At 56.4% G+C, this 15,060-nt stretch carries 12 protein-coding genes, 2 tRNA genes and 1 rRNA gene; 3 read left to right on the forward strand and 12 right to left on the reverse strand.

The window, feature by feature from the left end; translation table 11 throughout:
* Positions 1-159 precede the first annotated feature (159 nt).
* The 7 genes from BFV67_RS21050 to pepQ all read right to left on the reverse strand — a co-directional run bounded on the left by BFV67_RS21050 (position 160) and on the right by pepQ (position 6,311).
* A tRNA-Ala gene (locus tag BFV67_RS21050) sits at positions 160-235 on the reverse strand.
* A 42-nt stretch (positions 236-277) separates the two neighbouring features.
* A tRNA-Ile gene (locus BFV67_RS21055) sits at positions 278-354 on the reverse strand.
* Positions 355-423: 69 nt separating this feature from the next.
* A 16S ribosomal RNA gene (locus tag BFV67_RS21060) occupies positions 424-1,965 on the reverse strand.
* 353 nt (positions 1,966-2,318) lie between these two features.
* Positions 2,319-2,864, reverse strand: a complete 546-nt coding sequence (gene hemG / locus BFV67_RS21070; protein WP_069598870.1) for a menaquinone-dependent protoporphyrinogen IX dehydrogenase — start codon at positions 2,862-2,864, stop codon at positions 2,319-2,321.
* Between the two features lie 10 nt (positions 2,865-2,874).
* A complete protein-coding gene (gene trkH, locus BFV67_RS21075; RefSeq protein WP_008501511.1) occupies positions 2,875-4,326 on the reverse strand; it encodes a Trk system potassium transporter TrkH in 1,452 nt (483 codons plus the stop codon).
* Between the two features lie 39 nt (positions 4,327-4,365).
* Positions 4,366-4,980 (reverse strand): IMPACT family protein, encoded by a 615-nt coding sequence (locus tag BFV67_RS21080; protein WP_008501512.1) that lies wholly within the window; start codon positions 4,978-4,980, stop codon positions 4,366-4,368.
* Positions 4,980-6,311, reverse strand: a complete 1,332-nt coding sequence (gene pepQ, locus BFV67_RS21085; protein ID WP_008501513.1) for a Xaa-Pro dipeptidase — start codon at positions 6,309-6,311, stop codon at positions 4,980-4,982. Before pepQ ends, BFV67_RS21080 begins: the two co-directional genes overlap by 1 nt.
* Before the next feature lie 189 nt (positions 6,312-6,500).
* On the opposite strand from pepQ, the gene fadB reads away from it, so the two are divergent.
* Together fadB and fadA are read left to right on the forward strand one after the other, a co-directional pair.
* Positions 6,501-8,690, forward strand: a complete 2,190-nt coding sequence (fadB, locus tag BFV67_RS21090; RefSeq protein WP_039025145.1) for a fatty acid oxidation complex subunit alpha FadB — start codon at positions 6,501-6,503, stop codon at positions 8,688-8,690.
* Between the two features lie 9 nt (positions 8,691-8,699).
* On the forward strand, positions 8,700-9,863 hold the full coding sequence (gene fadA / locus BFV67_RS21095; RefSeq protein WP_008501515.1) for an acetyl-CoA C-acyltransferase FadA: 1,164 nt from the start codon (positions 8,700-8,702) through the stop codon (positions 9,861-9,863).
* Between the two features lie 161 nt (positions 9,864-10,024).
* On the opposite strand, the gene fre is transcribed toward fadA, so the two are convergent.
* A complete protein-coding gene (gene fre, locus BFV67_RS21100) occupies positions 10,025-10,726 on the reverse strand; it encodes an NAD(P)H-flavin reductase (protein ID WP_008501516.1) in 702 nt (233 codons plus the stop codon).
* Positions 10,727-10,768: 42 nt separating this feature from the next.
* Entirely contained in the window at positions 10,769-12,262 is a 1,494-nt protein-coding gene (gene ubiD, locus BFV67_RS21105) for a 4-hydroxy-3-polyprenylbenzoate decarboxylase (protein ID WP_069598871.1), read from the reverse strand.
* A gap of 170 nt (positions 12,263-12,432) precedes the next feature.
* Here ubiD and rfaH point away from each other — a divergent pair, with 170 nt between their 5' ends.
* Positions 12,433-12,924: a transcription/translation regulatory transformer protein RfaH gene (rfaH, locus tag BFV67_RS21110; protein WP_021242861.1), complete on the forward strand. Its 492-nt coding sequence runs from the start codon at positions 12,433-12,435 to the stop codon at positions 12,922-12,924.
* Here the strand turns inward: rfaH and tatD are convergent.
* The 3 genes from tatD to tatB are packed head-to-tail and all read right to left on the reverse strand — an operon-like array spanning position 12,921 to position 15,060.
* Entirely contained in the window at positions 12,921-13,703 is a 783-nt protein-coding gene (tatD, locus tag BFV67_RS21115; RefSeq protein WP_069598872.1) for a 3'-5' ssDNA/RNA exonuclease TatD, read from the reverse strand. The two genes, rfaH and tatD, sit on opposite strands and share 4 nt — an antisense overlap.
* Positions 13,704-13,744: 41 nt before the next feature.
* Positions 13,745-14,515, reverse strand: a complete 771-nt coding sequence (tatC, locus tag BFV67_RS21120) for a Sec-independent protein translocase subunit TatC (protein ID WP_045909218.1) — start codon at positions 14,513-14,515, stop codon at positions 13,745-13,747.
* Positions 14,516-14,517: 2 nt separating this feature from the next.
* Positions 14,518-15,060, reverse strand: a complete 543-nt coding sequence (gene tatB, locus BFV67_RS21125) for a Sec-independent protein translocase protein TatB (RefSeq protein WP_008501521.1) — start codon at positions 15,058-15,060, stop codon at positions 14,518-14,520.

Here is a 15,060-nt window from a genome sequence, read left to right on the forward strand (position 1 = left end):
AGATGTTTCACTTCTGATTGCGAAAATTTGAGAGACTCGAACACACCTTAAAGATGTGTCGTTTCAATTTTCAGCTTGATCCAGATTTTTAAAGAGCAAAACTTCGCAGTGCACCTTTTCAGGTTCACTCTGAAGTTTTCTTGGGTTCGCAGTAAAAGATGGTGGAGCTATGCGGGATCGAACCGCAGACCTCCTGCGTGCAAAGCAGGCGCTCTCCCAGCTGAGCTATAGCCCCATCGTTTGCAATCTCTGTACCGCTCATCCTTTAAAAGGAGTTTGGTAGGCCTGAGTGGACTTGAACCACCGACCTCACCCTTATCAGGGGTGCGCTCTAACCACCTGAGCTACAAGCCTGCAGAGATTTTTACTGCTGTTTTTCATCAGACAATCTGTGTGAGCACTGCAAAGGCAGGTTCTTTAAGGTAAGGAGGTGATCCAACCGCAGGTTCCCCTACGGTTACCTTGTTACGACTTCACCCCAGTCATGAATCACAAAGTGGTAAGCGCCCTCCCGAAGGTTAAGCTACCTACTTCTTTTGCAACCCACTCCCATGGTGTGACGGGCGGTGTGTACAAGGCCCGGGAACGTATTCACCGTAGCATTCTGATCTACGATTACTAGCGATTCCGACTTCATGGAGTCGAGTTGCAGACTCCAATCCGGACTACGACGCACTTTATGAGGTCCGCTTGCTCTCGCGAGGTCGCTTCTCTTTGTATGCGCCATTGTAGCACGTGTGTAGCCCTACTCGTAAGGGCCATGATGACTTGACGTCATCCCCACCTTCCTCCAGTTTATCACTGGCAGTCTCCTTTGAGTTCCCGGCCGGACCGCTGGCAACAAAGGATAAGGGTTGCGCTCGTTGCGGGACTTAACCCAACATTTCACAACACGAGCTGACGACAGCCATGCAGCACCTGTCTCAGAGTTCCCGAAGGCACCAATCCATCTCTGGAAAGTTCTCTGGATGTCAAGAGTAGGTAAGGTTCTTCGCGTTGCATCGAATTAAACCACATGCTCCACCGCTTGTGCGGGCCCCCGTCAATTCATTTGAGTTTTAACCTTGCGGCCGTACTCCCCAGGCGGTCGACTTAACGCGTTAGCTCCGGAAGCCACGCCTCAAGGGCACAACCTCCAAGTCGACATCGTTTACGGCGTGGACTACCAGGGTATCTAATCCTGTTTGCTCCCCACGCTTTCGCACCTGAGCGTCAGTCTTTGTCCAGGGGGCCGCCTTCGCCACCGGTATTCCTCCAGATCTCTACGCATTTCACCGCTACACCTGGAATTCTACCCCCCTCTACAAGACTCTAGCCTGCCAGTTTCGAATGCAGTTCCCAGGTTGAGCCCGGGGATTTCACATCCGACTTGACAGACCGCCTGCGTGCGCTTTACGCCCAGTAATTCCGATTAACGCTTGCACCCTCCGTATTACCGCGGCTGCTGGCACGGAGTTAGCCGGTGCTTCTTCTGCGGGTAACGTCAATCGCTGAGGTTATTAACCTCAACGCCTTCCTCCCCGCTGAAAGTACTTTACAACCCGAAGGCCTTCTTCATACACGCGGCATGGCTGCATCAGGCTTGCGCCCATTGTGCAATATTCCCCACTGCTGCCTCCCGTAGGAGTCTGGACCGTGTCTCAGTTCCAGTGTGGCTGGTCATCCTCTCAGACCAGCTAGGGATCGTCGCCTAGGTGAGCCGTTACCCCACCTACTAGCTAATCCCATCTGGGCACATCTGATGGCAAGAGGCCCGAAGGTCCCCCTCTTTGGTCTTGCGACGTTATGCGGTATTAGCTACCGTTTCCAGTAGTTATCCCCCTCCATCAGGCAGTTTCCCAGACATTACTCACCCGTCCGCCGCTCGCCGGCAAAGTAGCAAGCTACTTTCCGCTGCCGCTCGACTTGCATGTGTTAGGCCTGCCGCCAGCGTTCAATCTGAGCCATGATCAAACTCTTCAATTTAAGTTTGATGCTCGTGAATTAAACTTCGTAATGAATTACGTATGTTCACTCAGAGACTTGGTATTCATTTATTGTCCGAGGACATTAAGAATCCATGTCACTTTGAGTGCCCACACAGATTGTCTGATAAATTGTTAAAGAGCAGTGCCGCTTCGTTTTCGCTGCGGCGCGGGGTGTGCATATTACGCTTTCCCGCTTCAGAGTCAAGCGTTTATTTTCGCTATTCTCTGCTGACCCGGCGGCGTGTGTGCCGTTGTTCCGTGTCAGTGGAGGCGCATTATAGGGAGTTATTCTGAAGTGACAAGCACAAAATACAAAAAACTTTTCGTTCGCTCACTTTTCAAACTTAACGCTTATTTAAGTCGCGAATCGCCCGTTAAATGTGCGATTTCCCGCGCAAAACTGGCTACCTGCGACCAGTCGGTATAAACCACTTCTTTACGCGTATCGGTTTCTCCCCCCGTCATCTTCATAATTAGACGGATCATAAAGCGGTCATACCAGCGGTAGCGAGGGTAGCGCAGCGCGCCGGCAAAAACGGCGCACAGGTCTGGCTGCCACGGCGAGCTGAGTAAAAACTTGCGCGTGTAGCTGTTGGTCTGTGGCGTGCGCTTCTCCGCTTTACGCGCAACCAGATTGACCGAGTAAAACGCGCCTGGCATTTTGTTGAGTACTGCCGCGTGCTTTTTCACAAAGCGATCCAGCGCCGGATGGAAATGCCCGTAACGAATAGATGCACCAATCACCACGCGGTCGTATTCCTGCCAGGCAATCTGTTCCGCACGGTTCAGGTTCACCACATCCGAGTAAATACCCAACTCTTTTAATTCCGATGCAAGGTATGCGGCAATCTCACGCGTTTGTCCGTCTCGCGTAGAAAAAAGAATCAGTGTTTTCATCAACGGCTCCTTACTCGCGCCAGAATGTAGGGGTGAACAGCACCAGCAGCGTAAAGACCTCAAGACGACCAAACAGCATATTGGCGATGAGGATCCATTTCGCGACCGGGTTCATACTGGCAAAGTTATCCGCCACCACGCCCAGGCCAGGCCCGAGGTTATTCAATGTTGCGACGACGGACGCAAAGGCGGAGAAATCATCCACTCCCGTCGCGATAATCGCCAGCATACTGACGATAAAGACCAGCGCATACGCCGAGAAGAATCCCCACACCGCTTCGAGGATACGTTCCGGCAGCGCGCGGTTCCCCAGCTTAATGCTGTAGACCGCATTGGGGTGGACCAGACGCTTCAGCTCACGGTTGCCCTGCTTGAACAGCAGCAGAATACGGATCACCTTCAGACCACCGCCCGTCGACCCCGCACAGCCGCCGATAAACGCGGAACAGAGCAGAAGCACCGGCAGGAACAGCGGCCAACGGGCGATGCTGTCCGTGGTAAACCCGGCGGTCGTCGCCATCGACACCACCTGGAAGAAGGCCTGGTTTAGCGTGGTCAACGCGGAGTTATAGACATCATGGAACCACAGCACCAGCGTACAAATGATCACCAGCGTCAACTGGACCCCAATGAACATGCGGAACTCAGGGTCACGCCAGTACACCTTCAGGCTGCGCCCGCTCAGTAAAGAGAAGTGCAGGCCGTAGTTACAGCCGGAGATCAGCAGGAAAATGGCAATGATAGTGTTAATCGTTGGGCTGTCGAAATAGCCCACGCTGGCATCGTGGGTGGAGAACCCGCCGATGGCAATCGTCGCAAAACTGTGTCCGATAGCATCAAACGCAGGCATCCCGGCAAACCATAGCGCCAGCGCACAGGCTACCGTCAGCAAGACATAAATCAGCCACAGGGTTTTCGCCGTCTCGGCAATACGCGGCCGCATCTTGTTATCTTTCAGCGGTCCTGGCATTTCGGCGCGATAGAGCTGCATCCCCCCGACGCCCAGAATCGGCAGGATGGCCACCGCCAGGACGATGATCCCCATACCGCCAAACCACTGCAGCATCTGGCGATAAAAGAGAATCGCGTGCGGCAGCGAATCCAGCCCCACCAGCGTCGTGGCCCCGGTCGTCGTTAAGCCGGAGAAGGATTCAAAAAAGGCATCCGTGATGCTCAGGTTAGGCTGTTCAGAGAAGATAAAGGGCAGCGAACCGACGCTCCCCAGCACCGTCCAGAACAGGACCACAATCAGAAAGCCTTCGCGAGATTTCAGCTCACCTTTCTGACGACGGTTCGGCCACCACAGCAGGGAGCCGATCGCCAGCGCGACAAAGAAGGTCTGGGTAAATGCCCGCCCCGCCCCGTCCCGGTAGATAAGCGCCACCAGTCCAGGGATAATCATCGTCCCGGAAAAGAGTATGACCAGCAGTCCAACGATTCGGGTTATGGCACGAAAATGCATCTCTGCCGCTTCCTTTGGTATTCAAAAGTGAGGTGGGGATTATTCTTCAATCGGCAGCAATTGCAACGAACCACGACTAAAATCAGCCAGTTTTGCTGAAAAAGCAGCCAGTTCCGCCTGAGGAAGCGCCACGCGTAATTGCACCATCGCCTGATATTCACTGTGTGCGATGACACCGTTAAACTGCCTCAGCAGCGCTTCAATACCCGAGAGCTGGGCGTAATCGCATAACAAAGTATATTCGGTGAGAGGCGTTTTGCGGGTGGTCTTCAGGATATTCAGTGCCTGCTGAACGCCGCCGCCATATGCTTTTACCAGCCCACCCGTACCTAACAGGATGCCGCCGTAGTAGCGCACCACCACGGCGGTAATTTCACCCACGCCGCTACCCATCAGCTGCGAGAGCATGGGTTTACCGGCCGTGCCCGCCGGTTCACCGTCATCGGAAAACCCCAGCTGCTGCGAATCGTCCGGCGGCCCTGCTACCCACGCCACGCAGTGGTGACGGGCGTCAGGATGCTCAGCCCGGACGGACTCGACAAACGCTTTTGCCGCCTCTACGCCGTCGGTATGCGCCAGCAGGGTAATAAAGCGGCTTTTCTTGATTTCCTCAACAAAGGTGACCGGTTCAGCCGGTATCAGCCAGCTTTCCATCAGGCCAGCTTCAGGTCTCGCGTCATATTCTCGATACCGTTTTCGTGAATCACCACGTTATCTTCGATACGAATGCCGCCAAACGGCTTCAGCGCGTCAATTTTTGCCCAGTTGAAGTGCTTGCTGAACTGGCCTTCACGCCACGGCGCCAGCAGGGATTCGATAAAGTAGATCCCCGGTTCAATCGTCAACACCATGCGCGGCTCCAGAATACGGGTGCAGCGCAGGTAAGGATATTTAGACGGTGCCGCCAGGTGCGTACCGGTATCATCCTGCATAAAGCCCGCAACGTCGTGCACCTGCAGGCCCAGCGGGTGGCCGATACCGTGCGGCATAAATGGCCCGGTCAGATCGTTCTCGACCATCGCCTCTTCGCTCATGTCTTTCACAATCTGATGCTTACGCAGCAGTTTAGCAATGCGCTGATGGAACTGGATGTGGTAGTCCACATAGCTGGTTCCCGCCTTCATGGTGCCAATCAGCGCCAGCTGTTCATCGTTCACGTCTTTGATTAGCTGTGCAAAATCGGTATCCGCATTTGCCGCCCAGGTACGGGTCAGATCGGCCGCGTAGCCGTTGTACTCTGCCCCTGCGTCCAGCAGGAAGCTGCGCATTTCTGAAGGAACCTGGTGATCCAGTTTGGTGTAGTGCAGGACGGACGCGTGCTCGTTGAGCGCGACAATGTTGCTGTACGGCACGTCGGTATCGCGATGACCGGTGGCGGTCAGGTACGCCTGGTTGATATCGAACTCGCTCATGCCGGACTGGAAGGCTTCATGCGCCGCACGGTGACCGTTTACCGCGGTCTTTTGCGCTTCACGCATGCAGTAAAGTTCGTAGTCGGTTTTATACGCGCGGTAATAGTGGAGGTAATCCAGCACCCCTTTCGGGTTGAGCTTGTCTGCCGCAATATCCAGGCTTAATGCACGCTCCGGAACAGGGCCAATATAAGCGATGTTGCCACGCGCGGCAGGCAGCTGGCCGCCAATGCCGTCCGCTTTTGGCAGCGCAATGACCTCAATTTCCTCCGTCCAGAAAGAGGTCGGCAGCGGCTCAACGTTGTGCCAGTAATCGACCGGCAGGTAGAACCACAGTTTCGGCTTGTTCACACCATCCACCAGCAGCCAGCAGTTGGGAACCTGCGTCACTGGTACCCAGGCCTTAAACTGTGGGTTCACCTTAAACGGATAAGCGTGGTCATCCAGAAAGGTATTCATCAGCTCGCCGGAGTGGATCAGCAGCGCATCCAGCTTAAAGCGGGCCAGTACATCGCGGGTACGTTCCTGTAGGGTAACGATATGATTTTTATAAAGCGAAGCCAGTGAGTCCATCATTATTCCTTTCGTTTTTTGACCTCAAGTCATCGCATCTTAGCACACCTCACTCCGCCTGCGTGATTTCCACCGACCGTGATCAATGCAGCAATTTCTTAATGAGTAATTTGCATTTTATTAACATAAATCCCACACTCCGACTCATCTGGTATGACCAGATCCACTTGCTGGATTCAGGAGACTGACATGCTCTACAAAGGCGACACCCTGTACCTCAACTGGCTGGAAGATGGCATTGCCGAACTCGTGTTCGATGCCCCCGGCTCAGTCAATAAGCTCGATACCGCGACGGTGGCCAGTCTTGGCCAGGCGCTGGATGTTCTGGAAAAACAAACTGAATTAAAAGGGCTGCTGCTGCGCTCGAACAAAGCGGCCTTTATCGTCGGTGCCGATATCACCGAATTCCTTTCGCTCTTCCTGGTGCCGGAAGAACAGCTGAGCCAGTGGCTGCACTTTGCCAATAGCGTCTTTAATCGTCTGGAAGATCTGCCTGTCCCGACCATTTCCGCCGTTAACGGCTACGCGCTGGGCGGCGGCTGTGAGTGCGTGCTGGCGACCGACTACCGCCTGGCGACGCCGGATCTGCGCATCGGCCTGCCGGAAACCAAGCTGGGCATTATGCCGGGCTTTGGCGGCTCCGTCCGTATGCCGCGCATGCTGGGCGCCGACAGCGCGCTGGAGATCATTGCCGCGGGTAAAGACGTCGGCGCAGAACAGGCGCAAAAAATTGGCCTGGTCGACGGCGTGGTGAAACCTGAGAAGCTTGTTGAAGGCGCACTCGCCATTCTGCGTCAGGCAATTAACGGCGAGCTCGACTGGAAGGCCAAACGCCAGCCGAAGCTGGAGCCGTTAAAGCTCAGCAAGATTGAAGCCACCATGAGCTTCACCATCGCCAAAGGCATGGTGATGCAGACGGCGGGTAAACACTACCCGGCGCCGATCGCGGCGGTGAAAACCATTGAAGCGGCTGCCCGTTTCGGGCGCGATGAAGCGCTGAAGCTCGAAAATCAGAGCTTTGTCCCGCTGGCGCACACCAATGAAGCGCGCGCGCTGGTCGGTATCTTCCTCAACGATCAGTTCGTAAAAGGGAAAGCCAAACAGCTGACCAAAAACGTTGAGACGCCAAAACATGCGGCGGTACTCGGCGCGGGCATTATGGGTGGCGGCATCGCCTACCAGTCTGCCTGGAAAGGCGTGCCGGTAGTGATGAAAGACATCAACGAGAAATCCCTGACGCTGGGCATGACCGAAGCGGCCAAGCTGCTGAATAAACAGCTGGAACGCGGCAAAATTGACGGACTGAAGCTCGCAGGCGTGATCTCCACCATTCAGCCCGTGCTGGAATACAGCGGTTTCGATCGTGTCGACGTGGTGGTCGAAGCCGTTGTCGAGAACCCGAAAGTGAAAAAAGCGGTGCTGGCGGAAACGGAAGACAAGGTTCGCCCGGGTACCGTTCTGGCCTCTAACACCTCCACCATTCCAATCAGCGAACTGGCGAGCGTGCTGAAGCGTCCGGAAAACTTCTGCGGTATGCACTTCTTCAACCCGGTACACCGTATGCCGCTGGTCGAAGTGATCCGCGGGGAAAAAACCTCTGACGACACCATCGCTAAAGTGGTGGCATGGGCCAGCAAGATGGGCAAAACGCCGATCGTCGTTAACGACTGCCCGGGCTTCTTCGTCAACCGCGTGCTGTTCCCTTACTTCGCCGGTTTTAGCCAGCTGCTGCGCGACGGCGCGGACTTCCGCAAAATCGACAAAGTGATGGAAAAACAGTTCGGCTGGCCGATGGGCCCGGCGTATCTGCTGGACGTTGTGGGCATTGATACCGCCCACCACGCCCAGGCGGTGATGGCGGCAGGTTTCCCGCAGCGCATGCAGAAAGACTATCGCGACGCCATTGACGCGCTGTTCGACGCTAACCGCTTCGGTCAGAAAAACGGCCTGGGTTTCTGGCGCTATAAAGAAGACAGCAAAGGCAAACCGAAGAAAGAAGAAGATCCGGCGGTGGATGGCCTGCTGGCCGACGTCAGTCAGCCAAAACGCGACTTCACCGACGATGAAATCATCGCCCGGATGATGATCCCGATGATTAACGAAGTGGTGCGTTGCCTCGAAGAAGGCATTATCGCCAGCCCGGCGGAAGCCGACATGGCGCTGGTGTATGGCCTCGGCTTCCCTCCGTTCCACGGCGGCGCGTTCCGCTGGCTGGACACGCTCGGCAGCGCCCGCTATCTCGATATGGCCCAGCAGTATCAGCACCTCGGCCCGCTGTATGAGGTGCCGGAAGGGCTGCGTAACAAAGCGCGCCATAACGAACCCTACTATCCCGCAGTTGAGCCAGCCCGTCCGGTTGGCGAGCTGAAAACGGCTTAAGGAGTCACAATGGAAAAGGTTGTCATTGTTGATGCGATTCGCACCCCGATGGGCCGTTCAAAAGGCGGCGCGTTCCGTAACGTGCGTGCGGAAGACCTCTCCGCGCACCTGATGCGTAGCCTGCTGGCGCGTAACCCGGCGCTGGATCCGGCTGCGCTGGACGATATCTACTGGGGCTGCGTGCAGCAGACCCTGGAGCAGGGCTTCAACATCGCCCGCAACGCGTCGCTGCTGGCGGAGATCCCGCATTCGGTTCCGGCCGTCACCGTCAACCGCCTGTGCGGTTCGTCAATGCAGGCGCTGCACGACGCGGCCCGCATGATCATGACCGGCGATGCGCAGGCTTGCCTGGTGGGCGGCGTCGAGCACATGGGTCACGTCCCGATGAGTCACGGGGTCGATTTCCACCCGGGGATGAGCCGCAACGTGGCGAAAGCTGCGGGGATGATGGGTCTGACCGCCGAGATGCTCTCCCGCCTGCACGGCATCAGCCGCGAAATGCAGGATGCCTTTGCCGCGCGCTCTCACGCTCGCGCCTGGGCCGCCACGCAGTCCGGTGCCTTTAAGAACGAGATCATCCCGACCGGCGGCCACGATGCAGACGGCGTTCTGAAGCAGTTCAGCTACGATGAAGTCATTCGCCCGGAAACCACCGTCGAAGCGCTTTCCACCCTGCGTCCGGCGTTTGACCCCGTCACCGGTACGGTCACGGCAGGGACCTCGTCGGCGCTGTCCGACGGCGCCGCCGCGATGCTGGTGATGAGCGAAAGTCGCGCCCGCGAGCTGGGGTTAACGCCTCGTGCTCGGGTACGTTCGATGGCGGTCGTGGGCTGCGATCCGTCGATCATGGGCTACGGCCCGGTTCCGGCTTCAAAGCTGGCGCTGAAAAAAGCGGGCTTAACCGCCAGCGACATCGATCTGTTTGAGATGAACGAAGCGTTCGCCGCGCAGATCCTGCCGTGCATTAAAGATCTGGGGCTGATGGAGCAGATCGACGAGAAGATTAACCTCAACGGCGGCGCGATCGCCCTCGGACACCCGCTGGGCTGTTCCGGGGCGCGTATCAGCACGACGCTGATCAACCTGATGGAACGCAAAGATGCCCAGTTTGGTCTGGCAACGATGTGTATCGGTCTGGGTCAGGGTATCGCGACGGTGTTTGAGAGAGTGTAAGGCTATAACGTAGGCCCGATAAGCATCGCGCCATCGGGCTTTTGCCGGGAGGCGCTGCGCTTTCCCGGCCTACGAGAGGTACCTCGCCGCCAGTCGTGTCACTGGCGAAGAGAGACAGTTTAGTTGCCGTTCTTCCCGCCTGTCAGGGGCGGGTTTTTTATTTAAATGAAGGCAAACGCATCGCCAAACAGGCGGTCTTCACGCGCATCACGTTCGTTACAGAACAGATCGCGGGCGATTTTCGCCATCTCGAAACGCCCTGCAATATAGATGTCATGTCCTGCCAGCGTACCGTGATCCTGCAGCACTGCCGTCAGTACCGTACCGCTACGCCCGCGCCAGCCCTCTTCCGGCTGCTCAACCACCGGCTCAATGCGCAGGTTAGGATGGGTGACGCTCAGCGCTTCGAGTTCGGACAGGTCATACAGGTGTTTCTCTTCACGGCCACCCCAGTAGATGGTGATATCACGGTCGGGATTACGCGCCAGGGCGGTCAGCAGAATGGAGCGCACGTAGGAGAAACCTGTACCACCGGCAATCAGGATCAGCGGACGGTCTTCATCATCGCGCAGCCACGCATCACCGTGCGGAATATCCACCACGATCTCGCGCTCTTTCAGAATGCGGTCCATGACGGCCATCGCATACAGGTTAAGCTCTGACGCACCAATATGAAGCTCAATAAATTCCTGCTCCGCTGGCGTTGAGGCCATAGAGAAAGGACGCTTATCACGCTCATCCATCACGACCATCAGATACTGACCCGCGCGGAAAGAGAATGGCGCTTCTGGCACTAAACGGACGCGATATACGGTGTCGGTGATGGCATCTACCGAGGTCACTTTACAGCTTAAGGTTGTCATTCGCTCTCTCTGTCGGGAAGTCTATAGGGCTTAACGGTCAGCTCAGGGTTTACCGTTATTCATTATGGCCAGTTCGTCCCAGATCGCATCAATGCGCGCGGTCACAGCAGGATCTTTTTTGATCGGGCGACCCCATTCACGATCGGTTTCGCCAGGCCATTTATTTGTGGCATCCAGTCCCATTTTTGAGCCAAGGCCGGAAACCGGCGAGGCAAAATCCAGGTAATCTATCGGCGTGTTTTCGACTAACACCGTATCGCGCGCCGGGTCCATTCGCGTGGTAATAGTCCAGATTACGTCATTCCAGTCGCGGGCGTTAACGTCATCATCGCAGACAATAACAAATTTGGTATACATAAACTGGCGCAGGAAAGACCACACGCCCATCATCACGCGTTTCGCGTGACCAGGATACTGCTTCTTCATCGTGACCACTGCCAGGCGATACGAGCATCCTTCAGGCGGCAGATAAAAATCAACAATTTCCGGGAACTGCTTTTGCAGGATCGGCACAAACACTTCATTCAGCGCCACGCCCAGTACTGCCGGTTCATCCGGTGGACGCCCGGTATACGTGGAGTGATAAATCGCATCTTCACGCTGCGTAATGTGCGTCACGGTAAACACCGGGAAGTTATCCACTTCGTTGTAATAGCCGGTGTGGTCGCCGTAAGGGCCTTCTGGCGCCAGTTCACCCTGCTCAATGTAACCTTCCAGCACAATTTCTGCACTGGCCGGGACTTCAAGATCGTTAGAGATACACTTCACGACTTCCGTTTTCGTTCCGCGAAGCAGGCCTGCAAAGGCATATTCCGAGAGCGTATCCGGTACGGGCGTGACGGCCCCGAGAATGGTGGCCGGATCGGCGCCCAGCGCGACAGACACCGGGAAGCGTTCACCCGGACGCGCTGCACACCACTCCTGAAAATCCAGCGCGCCGCCGCGATGCGACAGCCAGCGCATGATGAGCTTATTCTTGCCAATCAACTGCTGGCGGTAAATACCAAGATTCTGGCGCTCTTTGTGCGGACCGCGCGTGACGGTCAGTCCCCAGGTGATCAGCGGCGCGGCATCTTCCGGCCAGCACTGCATGATAGGGATTTTAGTCAAATCAACCGCATCGCCTTCCAGCACCTTCTGCTGGCAGGGCGCGCCGCGCAGGCGTTTGGTGGGCATGTTTAGCACCTGCTTAAACTGCGGCAGCTTGTCGAACAGATCGCGGAAGCCTTTCGGCGGCTCCGGCTCTTTCAGGAAGGCCAGCAGCTTACCGACTTCACGCAGGGCCGTGACGTCTTCCTGCCCCATCCCCAGTGCGACGCGACGCGGTGTACCAAACAGGTTGCACAGCACCGGCATGGCGTACCCTTTCGGATTTTCAAACAGTAATGCGGGGCCACCGGCACGCAGGGTGCGGTCAGCAATTTCTGTCATCTCCAGATAAGGATCGACAGGAAGTGTTATACGTTTGAGTTCACCCTGCTTTTCCAGCAGCGTCAGGAAGTCGCGGAGATCGTGGTATTTCATGCAGTTAATCATGGCCTCTCTGTAAGCGCTTCATTATACGGCGTAAGACTGCTTGATGCTGTAATTTTGTTAAATTAGCGTGAAGTTATGCGTTCTGTCCCATTTTCGCCCATTATAATCAACTTAGCGATCCCGCCAGGGTTTTGATATGCTTGCGCCCCGAACTAAGGGAAAGAGTGATTATGCAGGCCTGGTATTTACTGTATTGCAAACGCGGGCAACTTCAGCGCGCGCAGGAACATCTTGAACGTCAGTCAGTCAATTGCCTGACGCCCGTGATCACGCTTGAAAAAATGCAGCGCGGGAAGCGCACAACCGTTAGCGAGCCGTTGTTCCCGAACTACCTGTTCGTGGAGTTCGATCCGGAGGTGATCCACACCACCACCATCAGCGCCACGCGCGGCGTCAGCCATTTTGTTCGCTTCGGCGCCCACCCCGCGACGGTTCCCCCATCGGTCATCCACCAGCTGTCGATTTATCAGCAGCCCGAAGACCTTACCGACCCGGAAACGCCCTACACGGGCGATAGCGTCGTGATTACCGAAGGGGCTTTCGAAGGCCTGCAGGCGATTTTTGCCGAGCCGGACGGGGAAGCGCGCTCTATGCTGTTGCTTAATCTGCTGAACAAGCAGGTGCTGCAGAGCGTTAAAAACACCGACTTCCGCAAACTTTAAACGTTTATCCCAAACAGATTACGCACGTTGTCATCCGTCTGTGCGGAAAGCCAGTGCGGCTCTTCTCCGCGCCACATCGCGACGCGCTCAACTATGTGCCCCAGATAAGCGGGCTCATTGCGTCGCGATGCCGGTTTGGGTTGCATATCGCGCGGGAGCAGATAAGGCGCATCCGTTTCAAGGAGCAACCGGTCAGCCGGGATCGCCGGTAGCAGCTCCCGAAGCTCAAGCCCGCGGCGCTCGTCGCAAACCCAGCCGGTAATCCCCAGATAAATCCCGCGCTCCAGGCACTCCAGCGCCTCCTGCCGTGAGCCGGTGAAGCAGTGCAGCACCGCGCCGGGCAGTTTCTCGACCCACGGATCCAGAAGCGCCAGGAAACGCTCATGCGCGTCGCGGCAGTGCATAAATACGGGCATTTCAAGCTCTGCCGCCACCGTAAGCTGAGCAGTGAACGCCTTTTCCTGCTCTTCAGGCGTGGAGAAGTTACGGTTAAAATCGAGGCCGCATTCGCCAATCGCCACCACTTCCGGTGTCTTCGCCAGCCTGCGCAGGATTTCCCCGCTTTCCGGGGTCCACTGGCTGCTGTCGTGAGGATGCACGCCAGCGGTAGACCAACAGCGTTCGTAGCGTTGCGCCAGCTGCTGTGCCTGCTCGCTCTCATGCAGGTTGGTGCCCGTCAGCAGCAGCCCTTTCACCCCAGCGGCAAACGCGCGCGCAACCACCTCATCACGATCTTTCGCAAACTGCGAGCTGGTCAGGTTGAGTCCGATATCAAACATGCGAATCCCCATGTAACAACCGCCCTGACGGGCGGCTGGTTTTACTCTTCAGTGGTCTTGTCGGACGTAGCGTCTTCGTCATCCGATCGACGCCCTTTACCCACGTAGAACCGTGAGAAGAAGACGCCAACCTCAAACAGGCAGTACATCGGTATGGCCAGCAGCGTCTGAGAGAACACATCAGGCGGTGTCAGCAGCATGCCGACCACAAATGCGCCGACCAGGATATACGGACGCTTCTTACGCAGGTCATCCGGCGTGGTGACCCCTACCCAGCAGAGCAGCACGATGGCCACCGGTACCTCAAAGGCCACGCCGAACGCCATAAACAGCGCCATCACGAAGCTGAGGTAGCTGGCGATATCCGTCGACACCTGGACCCCTTCCGGCGCGGTATGCGTCAGGAAGCCGAAGGCCAGCGGGAAGACGACGAAATAGGCAAACGCCATGCCGATATAGAACAGCAGCGAGCTGGACACCAGCAGCGGGATGACCAGCTTGCGTTCGTGCTTATACAGTGCCGGCGCCACAAAGGCCCACACCTGGTACAGAATGACGGGCGCAGAGGCAATCAACGATACCCAAAAGGTCAGCTTGATGGGGGTAAAGAACGGAGAAGCAACGTCGGTTGCAATCATCGTTGCGCCCAGCGGCATCTGCTTGATCAGCGGCGCAGAAACCACCTGGTAGATATCGTTGGCGAAATAGACCAGGCATAGAAAAATAACGAGAACCGCAATAATGCAGTTTAACAGACGCTTACGCAGCTCTATGAGGTGCGTAATCAGCGGTTGAGTATCATCTACAGCCATGTTTACGCTTTATCACTCGACGAGGGGGATGATTCGGAAACGGGCGCGGCGGGCTTTGCCTCGGCAGCGTTAACCACGGGCTTTTCTGGCTGCACCTGTTTTTTCACTTCGGTTTCCTGCGGCGTCTGTTCAGGCGCAGCAGCCTGATGTTCAGCGCTGGCAGGCGTGACGCCCTCACGCTGTTCTTCGCTGCCCTTCACCACCGGGTTATGGATGGTGTTCGCTTCATCGCTCGCTTTTTCAGGATCGTTGATGCTATAGGAGCGCTTCATGGATTCCGCCGCTTCGCGCAGCTCATCCATTGACGCTTTCAGTTCCGGCGTCAGGTTATCCATGCTCGCCTTCTCAACCTTTTTCAGGCTTTCCTGAAATTCCTGCAGCTTAAGCTCCTGGGCCAGTTCATTCTGAACGGTCGATGCCAGCGATCTCAGCGCACGAACCCAGCCCGCAACGGTTTTCACCGCCACCGGCAGACGCTGAGGCCCCAGCACGATCAGGCCAATCACAAAGACCAGCAGGAGCTCACTAAAACCAATGTCGAACAC

It is taken from the genome of Enterobacter roggenkampii, from assembly GCF_001729805.1.
In the GTDB taxonomy this organism is placed as follows: Bacteria; Pseudomonadota; Gammaproteobacteria; order Enterobacterales; family Enterobacteriaceae; genus Enterobacter; species Enterobacter roggenkampii.

What these genes read in the sequence shown, in the direction of transcription:
- hemG (WP_069598870.1), bottom strand. Translation starts at nt 2,864, where the DNA reads ATGAAAACACTGATTCTTTTTTCTACGCGAGACGGACAAACGCGTGAG.
- trkH (WP_008501511.1), bottom strand. Translation starts at nt 4,326, where the DNA reads ATGCATTTTCGTGCCATAACCCGAATCGTTGGACTGCTGGTCATACTC.
- BFV67_RS21080 (WP_008501512.1), bottom strand. Translation starts at nt 4,980, where the DNA reads ATGGAAAGCTGGCTGATACCGGCTGAACCGGTCACCTTTGTTGAGGAA.
- pepQ (WP_008501513.1), bottom strand. Translation starts at nt 6,311, where the DNA reads ATGGACTCACTGGCTTCGCTTTATAAAAATCATATCGTTACCCTACAG.
- fadB (WP_039025145.1), top strand. Translation starts at nt 6,501, where the DNA reads ATGCTCTACAAAGGCGACACCCTGTACCTCAACTGGCTGGAAGATGGC.
- fadA (WP_008501515.1), top strand. Translation starts at nt 8,700, where the DNA reads ATGGAAAAGGTTGTCATTGTTGATGCGATTCGCACCCCGATGGGCCGT.
- fre (WP_008501516.1), bottom strand. Translation starts at nt 10,726, where the DNA reads ATGACAACCTTAAGCTGTAAAGTGACCTCGGTAGATGCCATCACCGAC.
- ubiD (WP_069598871.1), bottom strand. Translation starts at nt 12,262, where the DNA reads ATGATTAACTGCATGAAATACCACGATCTCCGCGACTTCCTGACGCTG.
- rfaH (WP_021242861.1), top strand. Translation starts at nt 12,433, where the DNA reads ATGCAGGCCTGGTATTTACTGTATTGCAAACGCGGGCAACTTCAGCGC.
- tatD (WP_069598872.1), bottom strand. Translation starts at nt 13,703, where the DNA reads ATGTTTGATATCGGACTCAACCTGACCAGCTCGCAGTTTGCGAAAGAT.
- tatC (WP_045909218.1), bottom strand. Translation starts at nt 14,515, where the DNA reads ATGGCTGTAGATGATACTCAACCGCTGATTACGCACCTCATAGAGCTG.